Source organism: Pseudomonas sp. FG-3G (assembly GCF_901007645.1).
GTDB classification, from domain to species: domain Bacteria; phylum Pseudomonadota; class Gammaproteobacteria; order Pseudomonadales; family Pseudomonadaceae; genus Aquipseudomonas; species Aquipseudomonas rhizophila.
Genome location: NZ_CAAKGZ010000020.1, coordinates 233,352 through 253,509, shown reverse-complemented (window position 1 = coordinate 253,509; position 20,158 = coordinate 233,352). Strand labels below are relative to the sequence as shown.

Below are 20,158 nucleotides of genomic sequence, written 5' to 3'. Positions count from 1 at the left end.
CAAAATAAGCAGAAGGGATAAGCATGGCGTTTACTGATCAGTCCACCCGTGTCCGCGACGGTGAAGAACTCGATGCCAGTCTGATCGACCCGTACCTCAAGGCCCACATTCCAGGCCTGACCGGTACGCCGCAGATCAGCCAGTTTCCCGGTGGTGCTTCGAACCTGACTTACCTGCTGGAATACCCTGAACAGGAATTCGTCCTGCGGCGTCCGCCGTTCGGCCATAAAGCCAAGTCCGCCCACGACATGGGCCGTGAGTTCCGCATCCTCAATCAGTTGCGCGAAGGTTTCCCCTATTGCCCGAAAGCCTACGTGCACTGCACCGACGAGTCGGTGATGGGCGCCGAGTTCTACGTGATGGAGCGGGTCAAAGGCATCATCCTGCGCTCCGACCTGCCGCCGGAACTGGGTTTTGACGCTGCCCGTACCGAAGCCCTGTGCAAGAGCTTCATCGACCGCCTCGTCGAACTGCATCAGGTTGACTACAAGGCCTGCGGCCTGGCCGACCTGGGCAAGCCCGAAGGCTACGTGGCCCGGCAGATCCGAGGCTGGAGCGACCGTTACGAAAAAGCCCTGACCCCGGACGCGCCGAAATGGGAGGCGGTCAAGGCTTGGCTCAACGAGAAGATGCCTGCCGACCACCCCACCTCCAGCATCGTGCACAACGACTACCGCTTCGACAACGTGATCCTCGACCCAGAGAACCCGATGCAGATCATCGGCGTGCTGGACTGGGAACTGACCACCATTGGCGACCCGCTGATGGACCTGGGCAACAGCCTCGCCTACTGGATCGAAGCCGGCGACCCCGCCCCGGTACAACTGATGCGCCGCCAGCCCAGCCATGCACCGGGCATGCTGACCCGTCGCGAGTTCGTCGATTACTACGCCGAACGCTCCGGGATCCGCATCGACAATTTCGACTTCTATTACACCTACGGCCTGTTCCGTCTGGCCGGCATCGTCCAACAGATCTACTACCGCTTCTTCCATGGCCAGACCCAGGACAAACGCTTCGCGCAGTTCGTTCAGATGAACAAACTGCTGGAGCAGATGAGCCTGCAGGTCATCAGCAAATCCACGCTCTGAGCGCATCTATAACAAGGAAACAGCATGTCCAAGACTCAGTTGTTCGACCTCGACGGTAAAATCGCTTTCGTTTCCGGCGCCAGCCGCGGCATCGGCGAGGCCATCGCCAAACTGCTGGCCCAGCAAGGCGCACATGTGATCGTCTCGAGCCGCAAACTCGAGGGTTGCCAGCACGTGGCCGATGCCATCATCGCCGCTGGCGGCAAAGCGACCGCCATCGCCTGCCACATCGGTGAAATGGAACAGATCAGCCAGGTATTTGCCGGTATCCGCGAGCAGTTCGGGCGCCTGGACATCCTGGTGAACAACGCCGCCACCAACCCGCAGTTCTGCAACGTGCTGGACACTGACCTGGGGGCATTCCAGAAAACCGTCGACGTGAACATTCGCGGCTATTTCTTCATGTCGGTCGAAGCCGGCAAGCTGATGCGCGAAAACGGTGGCGGCAGCATCATCAACGTGGCGTCGATCAATGGCATCTCGCCGGGGATCTTCCAGGGCATCTACTCGGTAACCAAGGCTGCAGTCATCAACATGACCAAGGTGTTCGCCAAGGAATGTGCGCAATTCGGCATCCGCTGCAATGCCTTGCTGCCGGGCCTGACCGACACCAAGTTCGCCTCGGCGCTGGTCAAGAACGACGCGATCCTGAAAACCGCCCTGGCGCAGATCCCGCTCAAGCGCGTGGCCGACCCAAGCGAAATGGCCGGCGCGGTGCTGTACCTGGCCAGTGATGCGTCCAGCTATACCACCGGTGTGGCGCTGAATGTGGATGGGGGTTTCCTCTCCTGATGATGTTTCCCCTGTGGGAGCGAGCCTGCTCGCGATGACGTTGGATCAGCCAGCATTGATGTCACTGATCCACCGCTATCGCGAGCAGGCTCGCTCCCACAGGGGGTGGTGCAGGGAGTGCCAACAAAAGAATATTTATTCCAGTATTTGCAATATGCGAATATTTATTCCATAAAGAGCCCTTCTGAAAATAAAAATTCAAAGGGCTCTTTCTCATGCGCGAACTCCGCATCGGTCTGATTGGCACTGGCTTCATGGGCCGTGCCCATGCCTTGGCGTTTCACAATGCCAAAGCGGTATTCGACCTCCCCCTGAACCTGAAACTGGCGGCGCTGGCCGATGCCGATCCCCAGCGTGCCCGGCAGTGCGCCCAGAGCTGGGGGTTTGAGACGGCCCACAGCGACTGGCAACAACTGATCGACGACCCGAAGGTCGGCCTGATCGCCATCACCACGCCCAACCATTTGCACTTCCCGATGGCCATGGCTGCGCTGGCAGCGGGCAAGCCGGTTTATTGTGAAAAGCCCCTGGCCGTGTCGCTGGAACAGGCCGACCAGATGCAGCGGGCGGCCAAGGCGGCCGGCGTGGTCACGCGGGTCGGCTACAACTACCAGCACAATCCAGTCATTCAACGGGCGCGTGACATGATCCGGCGCGGGGAACTGGGGCAGATCATCAGTTTCCAGGGTGAGTTCAGCGAAGACTTCATGGCCGATCCGACCTCACCATGGTCATGGCGCTGCGAAGCCGCCCACGCTGGCGGCGCATTGGCGGACCTGGGCAGTCACTTGCTGGCCATGGCCCGTCATTTATTGGGCGATGTCGAGGCCGTGTGTGCCGACAGCCAGACCGTACACAGCCAACGCCCCGCCAGTGCCGGCAACACTGAGCAGCGCACCATCGCCGTGGATGACCAGGTCCACGCCCTGCTGCGCTTCACCAGCGGCGCCCGAGGCACGGTCAGCAGCAGTTGGCTCAAGCATGGCTACAAGAATCACCTGAGCTTCGAGATCAGCGGCACGCTCGGCACCCTGGCGTTCGATCAGGAACGGCTGAATGAACTGCGCCTGTGCCGCGTCGGCCACGGGGGCTTCCAACGTCTGCTGGCCGGCCCGGATCTGCCGGGCTATGCCGCGTTCAGCCCAGCGGCCGGGCATCAGTTGGGGTACAACGAATTGAAGACCCTGGAAGTCCAGGAACTGATCATGGCCCTCGCTGGCCAAGGCGGCGACGGGACCGATTTTGCAGAAGCCTGGGAAGTGGAGCGGCTGGCGGCGGCGATTCGCCTGGCGGCGAGGGAACAGCGCTGGGTGAATATCAGCGAGCTGTAACCTCACACGCGAGTGAACACCCCGTGGCGAGGGAGCTTGCTCCCTCGCCACAGGGGACTGTGTTCAACGTGGGTATTGGGTTTGCCACTCAACCAACCGCGCCGCCAGCGCCTTGGCCTGGCTCGCCACATCGGTCACGGCGGTGCTTTCCCACCACATCCCGCGCAACGGTGGCCCCATGGCGAACAGACGACTGGCAGGCTCGCCCTGGGCATCCAGCACCGCGCCATCGGGACGGGCGGCGATGCCCAGGGCCAGCGGGCCGGGCTGGACCAATCCGCGAGCCAGCAGTTGTTGGGGCAACGGTCGTGCAACCCGGCGCCAATCGTATTCAATGCCACTGGAGTTGATCAGCGCAGCGCCCTGCACCACCGTCAGGTCTGCCTCGCCCCTTCGGCGAATGCGGATGTTCACCGCTCCCTCGGCAGACGGCGCCAGCCCCTTGAACGACGCTGCCTGGATCCGCAACCGCCCTTCCTCGTGCAACCGCGCCACCAGCTCAGCGCTCAGAGGCGGCGAACGATGATGATGGCTCTCCCACCAGGGTCGTACATGCCGCACGAATTGCCGGCGCTGCACATCGCTGGCCTGGCTCCACAAGCGCCCGATGTGCGCACGCACCGTGTCCAGCGGGGCCTGCCAGTCGATGCCTTCGGCCTGGGCCTGACGGCATTGCTCACGCAGAGCGCGCATTAATTGGCGTGGCGAGCGGAGGCTGTGATCGGCGGCGAGAAAGTCCACCCACTCAGGCGGTTGTCGACGCACATGGGGCAGCAGGCCATGGCGGGAAAACACTTCGATAGGTCCGCGATGCCCGGCCTGCTCGAGGGACACCACGGCATCCACCATCGTCAGCCCTGAGCCAATGATCAACACCGTGGATTGCGGATTGAGCCGACGCATCGCCGCTACATCCCAAGGGTCCAGCGCGGCGGCATTCAAGCCGCTGGATTCGGTCTGCGGGGTGCGCGCCGCCGGGAACATGCCGGTGGCGAGCACCGCGCAACGTCCGCGCAACGTCTGGCCATCGTCAAGCGTCAGCAGCACGGCATCACCGGCGACCTGCAGATCCACGGCCTCCCCGCGCACATGCTCCGCCACAGAGCCATTGCGGGCCCCCAGCGCCCGGGCTTCCGCCAGGCGCTGCTGCACATATAAACCAAAGATTCCCCGGGGCGGGAACAGCTCGCTGACCGGCACATGCTGCTGATCCGACTCGGGCCAGCCGCCGGCCTCGATGAATTCGGCGAGCCATTGGGTCAGGTCATCGGCGTTGTCCGGATCGACGCTCATTCGCGCGGCGTTGCCGTTCAAGGTGTGGCCCAGCTCCACGGCGCTGTAGGCCTCGCCCCGGCCCAACTCGCTGCGCGGCTCGACGATCAGCACGTTGCGCCGGCCAGGCAGGCGCAGTAGCTGCGCCGCCAGCATGGCTCCGCTCAGGCCACCGCCGATGATCAGGACATCGGCCTCGCGGGTGATGCTGCTGCCAGGTCGATCCAGCGCTGTATGCATGTCGCTCTCCAGGAATCAAATCACCACGTTGCGTACGAATCTCGTCGCCACCGGACCCTCATTGCGATAGGCATGGGGCTGGTTGCTGGCAAACATGAAAAACTCACCGGCGCCTATCTGGTGCTCTGCGCTGCCCAGCGTCAGGGTCAGGCAGCCTTCGAACACATAGAGCTGCTCGCTCCAGCCATCGGCATCAGGTTCGGATGGGTAATGCTCACCGGGCTCCAGGCGCCATTCCCAAAGTTCGACTTCGCGACTGGCGGTGGCCTTGGCCAGCAGCACGGCTTTGCTGCCGGGGATGGTACCGGCCCAGGCCAGTTCGTTGATGCGACTCGGGTCGCGGGCATCGGGGGCCTGGATCAAGTCGCTAAAGGCCACGTCGAGGGCTTCGGCGACACGGTCAAGGGTGGTCAGGCTGACGTTCTTTTCGCCGGCCTCGATGGCCACCAACATGCGCCGGCTGACCCCTGACAGTTCGGCCAGGGTTGTCTGACTGAGCTGCGCGGCGTGCCGCAGGCGGCGGACGTTCTGGCTGACGTGTTGCAGGACGGATGCCCGCTGGCCGTTTTCTTTGTGCACTATATTGCTCATCTGCTGGGGTTGCGCATTATACTGCCCACCTTCTTCGGGCGCATTGTGCGTCCGCCTCAAGTGGCGCGCAAGGTCATGGCATCGGTGAACTCCCCTCAAGCTTCCTCCCGTTTCTCAAGGTTCAGCAAGGCCGAATGCGTGCTGGTGCTGATCACCATGATCTGGGGCGGGACTTTCTTGCTGGTGCAACACGCCATGACGGTCAGCGGGCCGATGTTTTTCGTGGGCCTGCGGTTTGCCGCCGCTGCTGCCTTTGTCGCGCTGTTTTCGTGGCGGCATCTGCGGGACCTGACCTTGTTCGAACTCAAGGCTGGGAGCTTCATCGGCGTGGCGATCATGCTCGGCTATGGCTTGCAGACCGTCGGCCTGCAGACCATTCCCAGCAGTCAATCGGCGTTCATCACCGCACTTTACGTGCCGTTCGTGCCGCTGTTGCAGTGGCTGGTGCTGGGCCGTCGGCCCGGCTTGATGCCGAGCCTGGGCATCATGCTGGCCTTCACCGGGTTGATGCTGGTGTCGGGCCCGGCCGGGGCATCGTTGAATTTCAGCCCCGGTGAAATCGCCACGCTGATCAGCGCCATCGCCATTGCCGCCGAAATCATCCTGATCAGTGCCTACGCCGGTCAGGTCGATGTGCGCCGGGTAACCGTGGTGCAACTGGCAAGCACGGCGGTGCTGGCATTTTTGATGGTGGTGCCCACCCAGGAAAGAATTCCGGACTTTTCCTGGCTGTTGCTGATCAGCGCCGTGGGCCTGGGGGCGGCCAGCGCGGCGATCCAGGTGGCGATGAACTGGGCGCAGAAAAGCGTCTCGCCCACCCGCGCCACGCTGATCTATGCCGGCGAGCCGGTGTGGGCCGGTATTGCCGGGCGCCTGGCCGGCGAGCGGTTGCCGGCGATTGCGCTGGTAGGTGCGGTGTTGATCGTGGCGGCGGTGATCGTCAGTGAACTGAAAACCCGCGGCAAAATTGTCAACGAGGCGAATGAGGTGCTCGAGCGCGAACGCTGAGGCAATCGAAAAACCTTTCGAGAAGTTTTGTCTCTAGGAAGATCGCCGTCTTCGGCGGCTCCTACCCCACGCAAAATAGGAAAACTCCACCGGCCTTGTAGGATTCTGCGACAGGCTGGCGGTTGGTGATCGGACGCTCGCCACGTATGATCCCTGACAAACTCCCGCCGAATAGAAGCCTATGTCACTGATAGTTCTATTGCTTTTGCCCTTCATCGGCAGCTGTGTCGCGGCGCTGCTGCCGCATAACGCCCGTAACGCCGAATCCTTGCTGGCAGGCCTCGTGGCCTTGGTCGGCACCGTTCAGGTGGCTTTGCTGTACCCGCAGATCGCCGACGGCGGTGTGATTCGTGAGGAGTATTTCTGGCTACCGAGCCTGGGCCTGAATGTCGTGCTGCGCCTGGACGGTTTCGCCTGGCTGTTCGCGATGCTGGTGCTGGGCATCGGCACGCTGGTGTCGCTGTATGCCCGCTACTACATGTCGCCGGACGATCCGGTGCCGCGTTTCTTTGCGTTTTTCCTGGCCTTCATGGGCGCCATGTTTGGCCTGGTGATTTCCGGCAACCTGATCCAGATGGTGTTTTTCTGGGAACTGACCAGCCTGTTCTCATTCCTGCTGATCGGCTATTGGCATCACCGCGCCGATGCCCGACGCGGTGCCTACATGGCCTTGATGGTGACCGGGGCCGGCGGGCTGTGCCTGTTGGCCGGCGTGATGATCCTCGGCCATGTGGTGGGCAGCTATGACCTGGACAAGGTCCTGGCTGCCGGCAACCTGATCCGTGACCACGCTCTCTACCCCATCCTGCTGCCGCTGATCCTGATCGGCGCGCTGAGCAAAAGCGCGCAGTTCCCTTTCCACTTCTGGCTTCCCCATGCCATGGCCGCGCCCACTCCGGTATCGGCGTATCTGCATTCGGCCACCATGGTCAAGGCCGGCGTATTCCTGCTGGCGCGGTTGTGGCCGTCGCTGTCGGGCAGTGAACAATGGTTCTACATCGTCGGCGGCGCCGGGGCCTGTACGTTGTTGCTGGGCGCCTACTGCGCGATGTTTCAGAACGATCTCAAGGGCCTGCTGGCCTACTCCACCATCAGCCATCTGGGGTTGATCACCCTGCTGCTGGGCCTCAACAGTCCGCTGGCGGCGGTGGCGGCGGTGTTTCATATTCTTAACCACGCCACCTTCAAAGCCTCGCTGTTCATGGCCGCCGGGATCATCGACCACGAAAGCGGCACCCGCGATATTCGAAGGCTCAGCGGCCTGGTGCGGCTGATTCCGTTCACCGCCACCCTGGCCATGGTCGCCAGCGCGGCGATGGCCGGGGTGCCGCTGCTCAACGGGTTCCTGTCCAAGGAAATGTTCTTCGCCGAAACCGTGTTTATCTCCGCCACGGCCTGGGTCGAGCTGGCGCTACCCATCATCGCCACCATTGCCGGGACTTTCAGCGTCGCCTACTCCCTGCGCTTTACCGTGGACGTGTTCTTCGGCCCCCCGGCCACCGACCTGCCCCATACCCCCCATGAACCGCCACGCTGGATGCGAGCACCGGTGGAGTTGCTGGTGTTCGCCTGTCTGCTGGTGGGCATTTTCCCGGCCCAGGTGGTCGGCTCGTTGCTGGCCGCCGCCGCATTGCCGGTGGTGGGCGGCCCGTTGCCCGAGTACAGCCTGGCGATCTGGCATGGCCTGAACGCGCCGATGATCATGAGCCTGGTGGCGATGTCCGGCGGCATCGTGCTTTATCTGCTGCTGCGCAATCAGTTCAAACTGGGCCACATCAAGCATCCACCGTTCATCGGCCGATTCAGCGGCAAGCGGCTGTTCGAGCGCTGCTTGGTGCTGATGATGCGCCAGGGCCGACGGCTGGAGCGCAAGATCAGCACCCGGCGCCTGCAAGCGCAGCTGTTCTGGCTGGTGCTGGCCGCCGTACTGGCCGGGCTGATCCCGATGCTCAACAGCACGCTGGTGTGGGGTGACCGGCCGAAGATCCCTGGCTCCATCGTATTCGTGACCCTGTGGCTGCTGGCAATTGCCTGCGCCCTGGGCGCGGCTTGGCAAGCCAAATATCACCGGCTCGCGGCCCTGACCATGGTCAGCGTCTGCGGCCTGATGACCTGCGTGACCTTCGTCTGGTTCTCGGCCCCCGATCTGGCCCTGACGCAACTGGCCGTGGAAGTGGTGACCACCGTGCTGATCCTGCTGGGCCTGCGCTGGTTGCCCCGGCGGATCGAGGATGCAGCGCCGCGGCCCAACAGCGAACGACGCGCACGCATCCGCCGCCTACGGGACTTGCTGCTGTCCATCGCCGTGGGTGGCGGCATGGCGCTGCTGTCCTACGCAATGCTGACCCGCCAGACACCCAACGATATTTCATCGTTTTACCTGAGCCGGGCCTTGCCCGAGGGCGGCGGCAGCAACGTGGTGAACGTGATGCTGGTAGATTTCCGCGGCTTCGACACCCTTGGCGAAGTCACGGTACTGGTGGCGGTGGCCCTGGCGGTCTTCGCCCTGCTGCGACGTTTCCGGCCACCCAAGGAAAGCATGCAGCTACCGGCCCAACAGCGTCTGCTGGCACCCGACGTGGTCACCGACCTGGTCAACCCGCGCCACGCCAGTGATACCGCACTGGGGTTCATGATGGTGCCGTCGGTGCTGGTGCGTTTGCTGCTGCCGATCTCCCTGGTGGTGTCGTTCTACCTGTTCATGCGCGGTCACAATCAACCCGGCGGCGGTTTTGTGGCCGGGCTGGTGATGTCGGTGGCGTTCATCCTGCAATACATGGTCGCCGGCACCCAATGGGTCGAAGCGCAGATGAGCCTGCGTCCGCTGCGCTGGATGGGCACGGGGCTGTTGTTCGCCACGGTCACGGGGCTTGGAGCGATGGCCGTGGGTTATCCATTCCTGACCACCCACACCTGGCATTTCGAGTTGCCGGTGCTGGGTGATATTCATTTGGCCAGCGCGCTGTTCTTCGACATCGGCGTCTACGCCGTGGTGGTCGGTTCGACCCTGTTGATTCTCACCGCTCTGGCTCACCAGTCGGTGCGGGCCCACAAGCCTGGCCTGCATCCAAAACCCATTGCACAACCGGTAGCGGGAGGCGCGGCCTGATGGAAGAAGTCATCGCAATAGCAATCGGCGTGCTGGCCGCCTCCGGGGTCTGGCTGGTGCTGCGGCCACGGACGTTCCAAGTGGTCATGGGCCTGTGCCTGCTGTCCTATGGCGTCAATCTGTTCATCTTCAGCATGGGCAGCCTGTTCATCGGCAAGGAACCGATCATCAAGGACGGCATACCCCAGGACCTGCTGCATTACACCGACCCGCTGCCCCAGGCGCTGGTTCTCACTGCGATTGTGATCAGCTTCGCCATGACCGCGCTGTTCCTGGTGGTCCTGCTGGCCTCCCGGGGCTTGACCGGCACGGACCATGTGGACGGTCGGGAGCCCAAGGAATGACGTTGACGCCTCATTTGATCGCCGCGCCGATCCTGCTGCCGCTTTTGACCGCTGCGCTGATGCTCATGCTGGGCGAGAAGCATCGCCCGCTCAAAGCGCGGATCAATCTGTTTTCCAGCCTGCTGGGCCTGGGCATCGCCATGCTGTTGTTGCATTGGACCCAGGACCAGGCCCTGCCCGCCTCCATCGGCGTGTACCTGCCGGGCAACTGGCAGGCGCCGTTCGGCATCGTATTGGTGGTCGATCGTCTGTCGGCGTTGATGCTGGTGTTGACCGGCATCATCGGCGTCAGTGCCTTGCTGTTCGCCACAGCCCGCTGGGATCGCGCCGGCGCGAGTTTCCATGCGCTGTTCCAGATCCAGTTGATGGGCCTCTACGGGGCCTTCCTGACCGCGGATCTGTTCAATCTGTTTGTGTTCTTCGAGGTGCTGCTGGCAGCGTCGTACGGTTTGATGCTGCACGGCTCGGGCCGGGCGCGGGTGTCGTCGGGGTTGCACTACATTTCCATCAACCTGCTGGCCTCCTCGCTGTTCCTGATCGGCGCGGCGCTGATCTATGGCGTCACCGGCACGTTGAACATGGCTGACCTGGCGTTGAAGGTGCCCCTGGTACCGGAAGCCGACCGGGGCTTGCTGCACGCCGGGGCGGGCATCCTGGCGGTGGCGTTCCTGGCCAAGGCCGGCATGTGGCCGCTGAACTTCTGGCTGGTGCCGGCCTACAGCGCCGCCAGTGCGCCGGTGGCGGCCCTGTTCGCGATCATGACCAAGGTGGGCGTCTACACGATCCTGCGCCTGTGGACGTTGCTGTTCTCCGGCCAGGCCGGTGCCTCGGCATATTTCGGCGGCGACTGGCTGATCTACGGCGGCATGGCGACGATCATCTGTGCCGCCATCGCCATTCTTGCGGCCCAGCGCCTGGAGCGCATGGCCAGCCTGAGTATCCTGGTGTCCGCCGGAATCCTGTTGTCGGCCATCGGCTTTGCCCAGCCAAACCTGGTGGGTGCGGCGCTGTTTTATCTGGTGAGCTCGACCCTGGCACTCTGTGCGTTGTTCTTGCTGGCCGAGCTGATCGAACGCTCGCGCTCGGCCAATGAACCGTCGCTGGAGGACGATCTCGATGTCCTGCCTCGGCCGCTGGAATCCTTGCAACCGCCCAAGGGCATCAACCTTGATGACGAACAGAAAGCCGTCATCGGGCAAGTCATTCCCTGGACCATGGCCTTCCTCGGCTTGAGTTTCATCGCCTGCACGCTGTTGGTGGTGGGCATGCCGCCACTTTCGGGGTTCATCGGCAAGCTGGGGCTCATGAGCGCATTGCTCAACCCTCAGGGGCTTGGGGACAGTGTGGAACCGGTGTCGAACCAGGCGTGGGGCTTGTTGGCGCTGTTGATCCTGTCGGGGCTGGCGTCGTTGATCGCTTTCTCGCGCCTGGGTATCCAGCGTTTCTGGACGCCGCAAGAACGACCGTCCCCCTTGTTGCGACCTTCCGAATGCCTGCCGATCATCGTGCTGCTGGGGTTGGGCATCGCGCTGACCTTCAAGGCCGAGCCACTGCTGCGCTACACCCAGGAGGCGGCCGCCGGGCTGAACACCCCCGAACATTATGTGATGTCGGTGCTCGCTACCCGCCCCGTCCCCGGCCCGAAAGCGGACAGCGCACTGACAGAGGTGCAACCATGAAACGTCTGTTTCCTGCTCCGTGGTTGTCCCTGGCACTCTGGTTGCTCTGGCTGCTGTTGAACCTGTCCCTCAGCGCAGGGCATCTGCTGCTGGGAGCGGCACTGGGCGTGCTGGCACCTTTAATGATGCGCCCGTTGCGCCCCAGACCCATCCATATTCGGCGGCCCTGGGCAGTGCTGCGGTTGTTCCTGCTGGTGGGTCGCGAAGTGCTGGTGTCCAATCTGGCCGTGGCCTGGAGTGTGATCAACGCTGGACACCGCCCACCTCGCTCGCGGTTCATCAAGGTGCCGCTGGACCTGCACGATGCCAATGGCCTGGCGGCGCTGTCGATGATCACCACAGTGATTCCCGGCACGGTCTGGTCGGAACTGGCCCTGGATCGCAGCGTCCTGCTGCTGCACGTGTTCGATCTGGAAGACGAAGCGGCATTCATTACGCACTTCAAGACCACCTTCGAGCGGCCGCTGATGGAGATTTTCGAATGAGCCCATTGCTGTCCAACGCGATCCTGTTGAGCCTGTTCCTGTTCTCCCTGACGATGGTGCTGACCTTGCTGCGTCTGTTCAAGGGACCGTCAGCGCAAGACCGGGTACTGGCCCTGGACTATCTGTACATCGTGGCGATGCTGATGATGCTGGTGCTGGGCATTCGTTACGCCAGTGACACCTATTTCGAGGCGGCGCTGATGATCGCCCTGTTCGGCTTTGTCGGCTCGTTCGCCCTGGCCAAGTTCCTGTTGCGCGGCGAGGTGATTGAATGAGCGGCGAACTGTCGATGTGGCTCGAAATTCCCGTGGCGATCCTGCTGGTGCTCAGCAGCCTGTTCGCCCTGGCCGGAGCGATCGGCCTGGTGCGTTTGAAGGATTATTTCCAGCGCATGCACCCGCCGGCCCTGGCTTCGACATTGGGCGCCTGGTGCGTGGCGCTGGCCTCGATCATCTATTTTTCAGCGCTCAAGTCCGCGCCGGTTCTGCATGCCTGGCTGATACCGATCCTGCTGTCCATCACGGTACCGGTGACCACCCTGTTGCTGGCCCGCGCCGCGTTGTTTCGCAAACGCATGGCCGGGGATGACGTACCGGCGGAAGTCAGCAGCCGCAGGACCGAGCACGGCGGCTGACCAATTCCTGTGGCGTGTCCGTGGCGGCATTGAAGGCAAAGACAGACATGCGCTGTGCGCCTTCACCTACGCATGCCGCCAGAATTTCACCCGATGCATCTTACGAAAATGTCCGGTTCGGAACCGAATCAAGGACATGCCGCCGTCGCGCTTCGCTGCGCTTTTTCAGCGTCAAGAAATCGAAATTTGACTCCATAAAGCCGTCTTCTATCGTTCCCCCCGAGACCGCACCCAGGGACCGGGTGGCCCGGACGCCCTTTGAGGGCGCGGTCGTCGATGTCACTACGATCAAGGAGCAACAAAATGTCTGGAGCGACCCAAACAATTGATGTGCTTGTCACGATTGATGCCGATTACCTGATCGCCCATCCTGGCGATGTCGGCGGCGCAGTGGCCATGCTGGTGAGCCGCGATGCGGTCGACAAGCAAGCCAGCGGCAACACCGGCGAAGGTGGCGACGAGTTGTGGATCGACGTGAACCCCGGCGACAACATCCGCTGGCGCGCAACGACCCTGTCGCGCAACTTCGACCGCGTCGCACTGATCACCAACGTCCAGCAAGGCAATCCTCACCAGGGCGGTGATTACCCAGGTTCCATGTCGACCCCGATCTCCTACAACATCCCGAATATCCCGGTGCCGTACCTGGACAAGGGCGCCCCCCACGGCATCGCCAAAACTGACGTGACCTACACCTTCTGGCAGTCCACGGCCCTGAACGCAGGAAAACTCTGGTACACCGTTACCTTCGTTCTGCTGGACCGGAACCTGAACCAGATTGGTCCGAACTACAGCTGGGACCCCTACATCACTGTCAACTGACAGATCCCTGAGTTGACCACAGCCCTGATCGGTTTTGTCATACGTCTTCGACGATGAACCGGCCAGGGCTGTGCCCGTTCCCGCCATCGCAGGCCCCGCTAGACCGCCCCCTCTGTCGTTTCCATCAGTGCCGCCAGCACCAAAGGATGCAGTACTGCGCCTGGATGCTCGGTTTGCCAAGCACTCAACTGGCGACGCATGGCCGGCGTCCAGAAGTTCTTCATGTGTTGGCGCACGCCGTTCACCGCCTGTGCGTGATCCGGTTCACTGGCGAAGTACTGCGCGATCTGGTTGGCCATCTTGATCAGGCTTTCGGAACTCATCGCCGCACCTCGGCTTTCTCGGCATGGCGACGCTCTCTGAGCAGACGTCCCTGTTCATCACTGAAGGCCTGGTAGCGCTTCTGCCATTCGGAAGGCTGGCTGACCCGCACGATCTCGACCGCCGTCACTTTGTATTCCGGGCAGTTGGTGGCCCAGTCGGAGTTGTCGGTGGTGATGACGTTGGCGCCCGATTCGGGGAAGTGGAAGGTGGTGTAGACCACCCCTGGCGCCACCCGCTCGGTGACTTTCGCACGCAGCACGGTCTGCCCGGCGCGACTGCCGATACCGACCCAGTCGCCCTCGACGATACCGCGGTTTTCGGCATCAGTCGGATGAATTTCCAGCCGGTCTTCCTCGTGCCAGGCCACGTTGTCGGTGCGTCGGGTCTGGGCGCCGACGTTGTACTGGCTAAGGATCCGCCCGGTGGTCAGTAGCAACGGATAACGGCTGTTGACCTTCTCCTCGGTGGGTACATAGCCGGTGAGCATGAAGCGTCCCTTGCCACGCACGAACTGCTCGATGTGCATGGTCGGCGTGCCGTCGGGCGCGGCGTCGTTACACGGCCATTGCAGGCTGCCGTGACGATCCAGTTCGGCGTAGCTGACGCGGCTGAAGGTGGGGGTCAGGCGAGCGATCTCGTCCATGATCTGCGAAGGATGGTTGTAGTGCATCTTGTAGCCCAAGGCATCGGCCAGGGCCACGGTGGCTTCCCAGTCGGCCTTACCGGCCAGCGGTTCCATCACCTTGCGCACGCGGGAAATGCGGCGCTCGGCGTTGGTGAAGGTGCCGTCCTTCTCAAGGAACGAGCTGCCCGGCAGGAACACATGGGCGAACTTGGCCGTCTCGTTGAGGAAGATATCCTGCACCACCACGCATTCCATGGCCGACAGTGCCGCGGTCACATGCTGGGTGTTCGGGTCACTCTGGGCGATATCCTCGCCCTGGCAGTAAAGCGCCTTGAAGGTCCCGTCCAGGGCCGCTTCGAACATATTGGGAATGCGCAGCCCTGGATCAGGTTGCAGCGTCACGTTCCAGGCCTGTTCGAACTGGGCGCGTACCGTCTCGTTGGAAATGTGCCGATAGCCCGGCAGCTCGTGGGGGAAAGAACCCATGTCGCAGGAACCCTGGACGTTGTTCTGCCCGCGCAGCGGATTCACCCCGACCCCTTCGCGGCCAATATTGCCGGTGACCATGGCCAGGTTGGCGATACCCATCACCGAGGTGCTGCCCTGACTGTGTTCGGTGACACCGAGGCCGTAGTAGATAGCGGCATTGTCCACGCTGGCGTAAAGCCGCGCGGCGGCGCGGATCTGCTCGGCGGGCACGCCACACACCGGTCCGAGGACTTCGGGCGAGTTTTCCGGCTGGCTGACGAAGTCGCGCCACCGGGCGAAGTCCGCCGCCTCGCAGCGCTCCTCGACAAAAGGCTGGTTGACCAGCCCCTCAGTGACAATCACATGGGCCAGCGCGTTGAGCATGGCCACGTTGGTCCCCGGACGCAGTTGCAAGTGCAGTTCGGCACGGGCATGGGGTGAGTCCACCAGATCGATACGACGCGGGTCGATGACGATCAGCCGCGCGCCCTGGCGCAAGCGACGCTTGAGCTGGGAGCCGAACACCGGGTGTGCGTCGGTGGGGTTGGCGCCCATCACCAGGATCACGTCGGCCTTCATCACCGAGTCGAAATTCTGGGTGCCGGCGGATTCGCCCAAGGTCTGCTTGAGGCCATAACCGGTGGGCGAATGGCAGACCCTGGCGCACGTGTCGACGTTGTTGTTGCCGAAAGCGGTGCGCACCAGTTTCTGCACCAGGTAGGTTTCTTCGTTGGTGCAGCGGCTGGAGGTGATGCCACCGATGGAGTCGCGCCCGTATTTGAGCTGGATACGCCGTAATTCGCTGGCCGCGTAGTTGACCGCCTCTTCCCAGCTGACTTCCTGCCACGGGTCGCTGATGTGCTTGCGGATCATCGGTTTGGTGATGCGGTCTGGGTGGGTGGCGTAACCCCAGGCGAAACGGCCCTTGACGCAGGAGTGGCCATGGTTGGCCTGGCCGTTCTTGTCCGGGACCATGCGCACCAGTTGCTCGCCTTTCATTTCGGCGCGGAAGGAGCAGCCTACACCGCAATAGGCACAGGTGGTGATGACGCTGCGCTCCGGCTGGCCGATCTCCACAACGCTCTTGTCGATCAGGGTCGCCGTCGGGCAGGCCTGGACACAGGCGCCGCAGGAGACGCATTCGGAGTCGAGGAAGTTGTCACCGCCGGCCGCCGCCACGCGGGAATCGAAGCCGCGGCCGGTGATGGTCAGGGCAAACGTGCCCTGGATTTCCTCACAGGCGCGCACACAACGGTTACAGACGATGCATTTGCTCGGGTCATACTCGAAATAAGGGTTGGAGACGTCCTTGGCTTCGGCCAGGTGATTGGCACCCTCGTAGCCGTAGCGCACCTCGCGCAGGCCCACCTGCCCCGCCACCGTCTGCAATTCACAGTTGCCGTTGGCGGCGCACGTCAGGCAGTCCAGCGGGTGATCGGAAATGTACATTTCCATCACGTTGCGCCGCAGATCGGCCAGTCTGGACGTTTGGGTGCGCACCACCATGCCTTGTGTCACCGGCGTGGTGCAGGAGGCCGGGTAGCCACGCATACCGTCGATCTCCACCAGGCACATGCGGCAGGAGCCGAAGGCTTCCAGGCTGTCGGTGGCGCAGAGTTTTGGAATGGTGGTGCCGAGCATGGCCGCCGCACGCATCACCGAGGTGCCAGAGGCGACGCTGATTTCGCGGCCATCAATGGTCAGGCTGACCTGCACGTCGCTTTCACGTGCCGGGGTGCCAAGGTCGATATCGCTGCTTGGGTCGAAGATATTGATCATTGGTCGGCCTCCGTGGTCGCCAGACCGAAGTCGGCGGGAAAATGCTTGAGGGCGCTGCCGACGGGAAAGGAAGTCATCCCACCCAGGGCGCAGAGCGAGCCGTACTGCATGGTGTCGCAAAGGTCTTGCAGCAGCAGTGCCTGCTCCTGGCGCGCAGCGGCATCGGTGCTGGCGATCAAGCGGTCCACCACTTCCACGCCACGGGTGGAACCGATCCGGCACGGCGTGCACTTGCCGCAGGATTCCTCGGCGCAGAACTGCAAGGCAAAACGGGCCATCCGGGCCATGTCCAGGCTGTCGTCGGCAACCACCACTCCACCGTGGCCGAGCATGGCGCCCATGGCGGCGAATGCCTCGTAGTCCAGCGGCGTGTCGAACTGCGAAGGCGGCACCCAGGCACCCAACGGCCCGCCCACTTGCGCGGCCTTGAGCGGCCGACCACTGGCGGTACCGCCCCCATAACCTTCCACCAGCTCACGCAGGCTCAAACCGAAGGCGCGCTCTACCAGGCCGCCGTGACGGATGTTGCCCGCCAGTTGAAAAGGCATCGTGCCCAAGGAACGGCCCATGCCGAAATCACGGTAAAACTGTGCGCCCTTCTCCAGGATCACGGGCACCGAGGCCAGGGTCAGCACGTTGTGGACCAGTGTCGGCAGCCCGAACAAACCTTGCAGCGCCGGCAATGGCGGTTTGGCGCGAACGGTGCCGCGCTTGCCCTCCAGCGATTCCAGCAAGGCGGTTTCCTCACCACAGATGTAGGCCCCCGCGCCCACCCGGACTTCCAGCTCGAACGCGCGCCCGCTGCCGCCCACGTTCGTCCCCAGATAACCCGCCTGGCGAGCGATGCCCAGGGCGGCATTGAGGGTAGCTACCGCGTCCGGGTACTCCGAACGCACGTAGATGTAGCCCATGGTCGCGCCGACCGCGATACCCGCGATAATCATGCCTTCGATCAAAAGGAACGGATCGCCTTCCATCAGCATACGGTCGGCAAACGTGCCGGAGTCGCCCTCATCGGCGTTACACACCACATACTTCTGTGCGCCTACCGCGTCGCGAACGGTGCGCCACTTGATGCCCGCCGGGAACGCCGCGCCACCGCGGCCACGCAGGCCGGAATCGAGCACGCTGGCGACCACGTCGGCGCCGTCCATCTGGATCGCCCGCGCAAGCCCAAGAAAGCCACCTTGGGCACGGTAATCGTCCAGGGACAGCGGTTGAGTGATGCCGGCACGCGCAAACAGCAGACGCTGCTGGCTTTTGAGGTACGGAATTTCCTCGACCAGCCCCAAGGCCAACGGATGACTGGCGGGATCTCCCGCCAGGGCATCGAGCAGGCTCGGCACGTCTTGCGGCGTGATCGGGCCAAAGCCCAGCCGGCCCTCGGCGGTTTCAAGCTCCAGCATTGGCTCCAACCAATAGAGCCCACGGGAGCTGGTGCGGCGCAGTTCAAGCGGCAGTTGTCGACGCTCGGCCTCACTCACCAGCGCCACGGCAACCTTGTCCGCCCCCACGGCGCGGGCCACTGAATCACGGGGGATACAGAGCTTCAGCATGCGCCCTCCTCCAGACAGCCCTTCACCAGCTCGCGCAAGCGTTCGGGGGTTAACCGTGCATGCAGCTCGCCGTCCAGTTCCAGAGCAGGTGAACAGACGCAGGCACCCAGGCAATAGACGGGACGCAGGCTGATGCTGCCATCGGCACTGGTGCCATGGTCATCCAGCGCCAATTGCTCACGCAACTGCGCAGCCAGGCCCTCGGCCCCCATGCTCTGGCAGGACTCGGCCCGGCACAGACGCAGCGTGTGGCGCGCCGGCGGCGAGGTACGGAAGTCGTGGTAGAAGCTGATTACGCCGCGCACTTCAGCCTGGCTGAGGTTCAAGGCATGGGCAATCTCCGGGACGGCGGCGTCGGGAACGTACCCGCAGCCTTCCTGGATGGCGTGGAGAATCGGCAGCAAGGCACCGGGAGTGTCCTTTTCGCGCTGCAACACGCTATGAATCAGAGGCAGGTGAAGCGTCTCATCAGGCATAAACGTACCTCGGCATCTCGAACGATACCGCCGCAACGCGACGACCGTCCGGAGTCTTGGCTGCGGTGCCGGGCCACGTCACGGACGCGTGGCTGATCCAGTCACCATTCTCGCTCTCCGGCCAAGTGTCTAGGCGCACCAGGTCCGGGGCATCGTTACAGCTTGCCACTCCCGGGGGGCGGCGATTGCACACAGACGACTTAACGTGTCCTGAAAGCGACTTGAGCCGGGAGGCGGTCAGCCCTCATAGCTTAATTCACTATTGGGTATTGGCCAGTCGATGCTACCGGTGGTGGTTTTTGGGGGGCTACATATCCTTGCGCTTAGGCGAGTTGCTCGAAAGTTGTCTTGTCGAGGTGAAAATACTTATGACTCGCGGTATTTCAATGGATGAGCTCCTGAGCGGTGGCTGCCAATTGACGACCAACCCGATCCTTTAACGTGTCGATGAAGCGGGTGATTTTTGCATCGACAAACTGTCGTGAGTTGTAGATGGCATAGACGTTGCGCTCATACGTATGGAAGTCAGGCAGAACCCGCACCAGCTTCCCGGAGCGCAAATCCTCGACGGCCGTAAACCCGGCCAGCAACCCAATTCCAGCCCCCTCCCGAATAGCCACCGCCATCGCATCCATATCGTTCACGCTGAAACTTGGCCCGGCAGGGACAAATGTCGCGTCGCCCGCCTTGCTCTTCAGTTGCCACTCATCCCTGACATAGTCCACGGTGCCCAGCAGCAGACACTGGTGATCATCGAGATCCTTCGGCGTCACGGGCGGCGCATGTCGAGCCAGATAGTCTGGTGACGCCACCAGAACGCAATGGCTGACACCGATCTTTTGGCTGACATACGCCGAATCAGGCAGCGTTCGGGCAATCAGAATCGAGACATCGAGCTGGTCTTCAAGCAGGTTAGGCATGCGCTGGGAAAGCAATAGATCCACAGTGACATCCGGAAAATGTTTGCGGTATTCCAGCACGGCTCCCGTGACCAGATGCCGAGCCAGTCCGGGTACACAATGCACACGGAGTGTTCCCCTGGGCTGCAAGGCCGCGTTGCTTGCTTCGGCTTCCGCACTCTCAAGATCAGCCAGAATTTTCGTGCACCGCTCATAGAACCGCCGCCCCGCATCAGTGACCGACAGGCGCCGGGTCGAGCGTTGCAACAGACGCGCATCGAGCACGTTTTCGAGCGCAGAAACAGCACGCGATACGTTACCTACTGTGGAGTCCAGATGATTTGCCACGGCAGTGAAACTGCCCATCTCGACAACCTTTATGTAGACCGACATGTTCGAAAGCTTATCCATTGCGACCTTCCTTCAGATCTGACGCATACCCGTGAAAACACGCATTTTTCCATGATGCTACACGCTCGGCCCGATGCTCGATATTACCTCTGCTGACAACAATGATTCCCTCTGGGCCGACTAAATCAACGGTGTCGCCTTCCATAGACTTGGTTGCACAGGCCGCCTCAACAGGCCTGCGGCACAGCCACTCAGGCGCCGAGCGTCATACCAAACCCTGAC

18 protein-coding genes are annotated in these 20,158 nt (G+C 62.6%); 11 read left to right on the top strand and 7 right to left on the bottom strand.

Annotation, left to right across the window (positions count from 1 at the left end):
• The first annotated feature begins 23 nt into the window (after nucleotides 1-23).
• From PSEUDOMOFG3G_RS10905 to PSEUDOMOFG3G_RS10895, 3 genes are all read left to right on the top strand, one after another.
• On the top strand, nucleotides 24-1,091 hold the full coding sequence (locus PSEUDOMOFG3G_RS10905) for a phosphotransferase family protein (RefSeq protein ID WP_076384387.1): 1,068 nt from the start codon (nucleotides 24-26) through the stop codon (nucleotides 1,089-1,091).
• A gap of 24 nt (nucleotides 1,092-1,115) precedes the next feature.
• Nucleotides 1,116-1,883 (top strand): SDR family oxidoreductase, encoded by a 768-nt coding sequence (locus PSEUDOMOFG3G_RS10900; protein ID WP_047225726.1) that lies wholly within the window; start codon nucleotides 1,116-1,118, stop codon nucleotides 1,881-1,883.
• A gap of 215 nt (nucleotides 1,884-2,098) precedes the next feature.
• A complete protein-coding gene (locus PSEUDOMOFG3G_RS10895; protein ID WP_139049919.1) occupies nucleotides 2,099-3,214 on the top strand; it encodes a Gfo/Idh/MocA family protein in 1,116 nt (371 codons plus the stop codon).
• Nucleotides 3,215-3,277: 63 nt separating this feature from the next.
• Here the strand turns inward: PSEUDOMOFG3G_RS10895 and PSEUDOMOFG3G_RS10890 are convergent, their stop codons facing one another.
• Both PSEUDOMOFG3G_RS10890 and PSEUDOMOFG3G_RS10885 read right to left on the bottom strand, forming a co-directional pair.
• Entirely contained in the window at nucleotides 3,278-4,726 is a 1,449-nt protein-coding gene (locus PSEUDOMOFG3G_RS10890) for an FAD/NAD(P)-binding protein (RefSeq protein ID WP_139049918.1), read from the bottom strand.
• Between the two features lie 15 nt (nucleotides 4,727-4,741).
• On the bottom strand, nucleotides 4,742-5,305 hold the full coding sequence (locus tag PSEUDOMOFG3G_RS10885; RefSeq protein WP_047225723.1) for a helix-turn-helix domain-containing protein: 564 nt from the start codon (nucleotides 5,303-5,305) through the stop codon (nucleotides 4,742-4,744).
• On the opposite strand from PSEUDOMOFG3G_RS10885, the gene PSEUDOMOFG3G_RS10880 reads away from it, so the two are divergent.
• From PSEUDOMOFG3G_RS10880 to PSEUDOMOFG3G_RS10845, 8 genes are all read left to right on the top strand, one after another.
• A complete protein-coding gene (locus tag PSEUDOMOFG3G_RS10880; protein ID WP_139049917.1) occupies nucleotides 5,300-6,325 on the top strand; it encodes a DMT family transporter in 1,026 nt (341 codons plus the stop codon). The two genes, PSEUDOMOFG3G_RS10885 and PSEUDOMOFG3G_RS10880, sit on opposite strands and share 6 nt — an antisense overlap.
• 181 nt (nucleotides 6,326-6,506) lie before the next feature.
• On the top strand, nucleotides 6,507-9,434 hold the full coding sequence (locus PSEUDOMOFG3G_RS10875; protein WP_139049916.1) for a monovalent cation/H+ antiporter subunit A: 2,928 nt from the start codon (nucleotides 6,507-6,509) through the stop codon (nucleotides 9,432-9,434).
• On the top strand, nucleotides 9,434-9,778 hold the full coding sequence (locus tag PSEUDOMOFG3G_RS10870) for a Na+/H+ antiporter subunit C (protein ID WP_047225720.1): 345 nt from the start codon (nucleotides 9,434-9,436) through the stop codon (nucleotides 9,776-9,778). Before PSEUDOMOFG3G_RS10875 ends, PSEUDOMOFG3G_RS10870 begins: the two co-directional genes overlap by 1 nt.
• Nucleotides 9,775-11,457, top strand: a complete 1,683-nt coding sequence (locus tag PSEUDOMOFG3G_RS10865) for a monovalent cation/H+ antiporter subunit D (RefSeq protein ID WP_139049915.1) — start codon at nucleotides 9,775-9,777, stop codon at nucleotides 11,455-11,457. The genes PSEUDOMOFG3G_RS10870 and PSEUDOMOFG3G_RS10865 overlap by 4 nt, the downstream gene beginning before the upstream one ends.
• Nucleotides 11,454-11,942: a Na+/H+ antiporter subunit E gene (locus tag PSEUDOMOFG3G_RS10860; protein ID WP_139049914.1), complete on the top strand. Its 489-nt coding sequence runs from the start codon at nucleotides 11,454-11,456 to the stop codon at nucleotides 11,940-11,942. The genes PSEUDOMOFG3G_RS10865 and PSEUDOMOFG3G_RS10860 overlap by 4 nt, the downstream gene beginning before the upstream one ends.
• Nucleotides 11,939-12,217 carry a K+/H+ antiporter subunit F gene (locus PSEUDOMOFG3G_RS10855; protein WP_047225717.1) on the top strand — a complete coding sequence of 93 codons (279 nt, stop codon included), beginning with the start codon at nucleotides 11,939-11,941 and terminating at the stop codon, nucleotides 12,215-12,217. The genes PSEUDOMOFG3G_RS10860 and PSEUDOMOFG3G_RS10855 overlap by 4 nt, the downstream gene beginning before the upstream one ends.
• Nucleotides 12,214-12,576, top strand: a complete 363-nt coding sequence (locus tag PSEUDOMOFG3G_RS10850; protein WP_139049913.1) for a Na+/H+ antiporter subunit G — start codon at nucleotides 12,214-12,216, stop codon at nucleotides 12,574-12,576. The genes PSEUDOMOFG3G_RS10855 and PSEUDOMOFG3G_RS10850 overlap by 4 nt, the downstream gene beginning before the upstream one ends.
• Before the next feature lie 303 nt (nucleotides 12,577-12,879).
• The gene (locus PSEUDOMOFG3G_RS10845) at nucleotides 12,880-13,398 is read left to right on the top strand and encodes an AidA/PixA family protein (protein WP_047225715.1); all 519 of its coding nucleotides are present in this window, start codon (nucleotides 12,880-12,882) and stop codon (nucleotides 13,396-13,398) included.
• Nucleotides 13,399-13,496: 98 nt separating this feature from the next.
• Here the strand turns inward: PSEUDOMOFG3G_RS10845 and PSEUDOMOFG3G_RS10840 are convergent, their stop codons facing one another.
• From PSEUDOMOFG3G_RS10840 to PSEUDOMOFG3G_RS10820, 5 genes are all read right to left on the bottom strand, one after another.
• Nucleotides 13,497-13,721, bottom strand: a complete 225-nt coding sequence (locus PSEUDOMOFG3G_RS10840; protein ID WP_139049912.1) for a formate dehydrogenase subunit delta — start codon at nucleotides 13,719-13,721, stop codon at nucleotides 13,497-13,499.
• A complete protein-coding gene (gene fdhF, locus PSEUDOMOFG3G_RS10835; RefSeq protein ID WP_076384379.1) occupies nucleotides 13,718-16,594 on the bottom strand; it encodes a formate dehydrogenase subunit alpha in 2,877 nt (958 codons plus the stop codon). The genes PSEUDOMOFG3G_RS10840 and fdhF overlap by 4 nt, the downstream gene beginning before the upstream one ends.
• Nucleotides 16,591-18,150: an NADH-quinone oxidoreductase subunit NuoF gene (locus tag PSEUDOMOFG3G_RS10830; RefSeq protein ID WP_139049911.1), complete on the bottom strand. Its 1,560-nt coding sequence runs from the start codon at nucleotides 18,148-18,150 to the stop codon at nucleotides 16,591-16,593. Before PSEUDOMOFG3G_RS10830 ends, fdhF begins: the two co-directional genes overlap by 4 nt.
• Nucleotides 18,144-18,626 (bottom strand): formate dehydrogenase subunit gamma, encoded by a 483-nt coding sequence (locus PSEUDOMOFG3G_RS10825; protein WP_047225711.1) that lies wholly within the window; start codon nucleotides 18,624-18,626, stop codon nucleotides 18,144-18,146. The genes PSEUDOMOFG3G_RS10830 and PSEUDOMOFG3G_RS10825 overlap by 7 nt, the downstream gene beginning before the upstream one ends.
• 383 nt (nucleotides 18,627-19,009) lie before the next feature.
• Complete coding sequence (locus PSEUDOMOFG3G_RS10820; protein WP_047225710.1) at nucleotides 19,010-19,936, bottom strand: LysR family transcriptional regulator; 927 nt, start codon at nucleotides 19,934-19,936, stop codon at nucleotides 19,010-19,012.
• Nucleotides 19,937-20,158 lie beyond the last annotated feature (222 nt).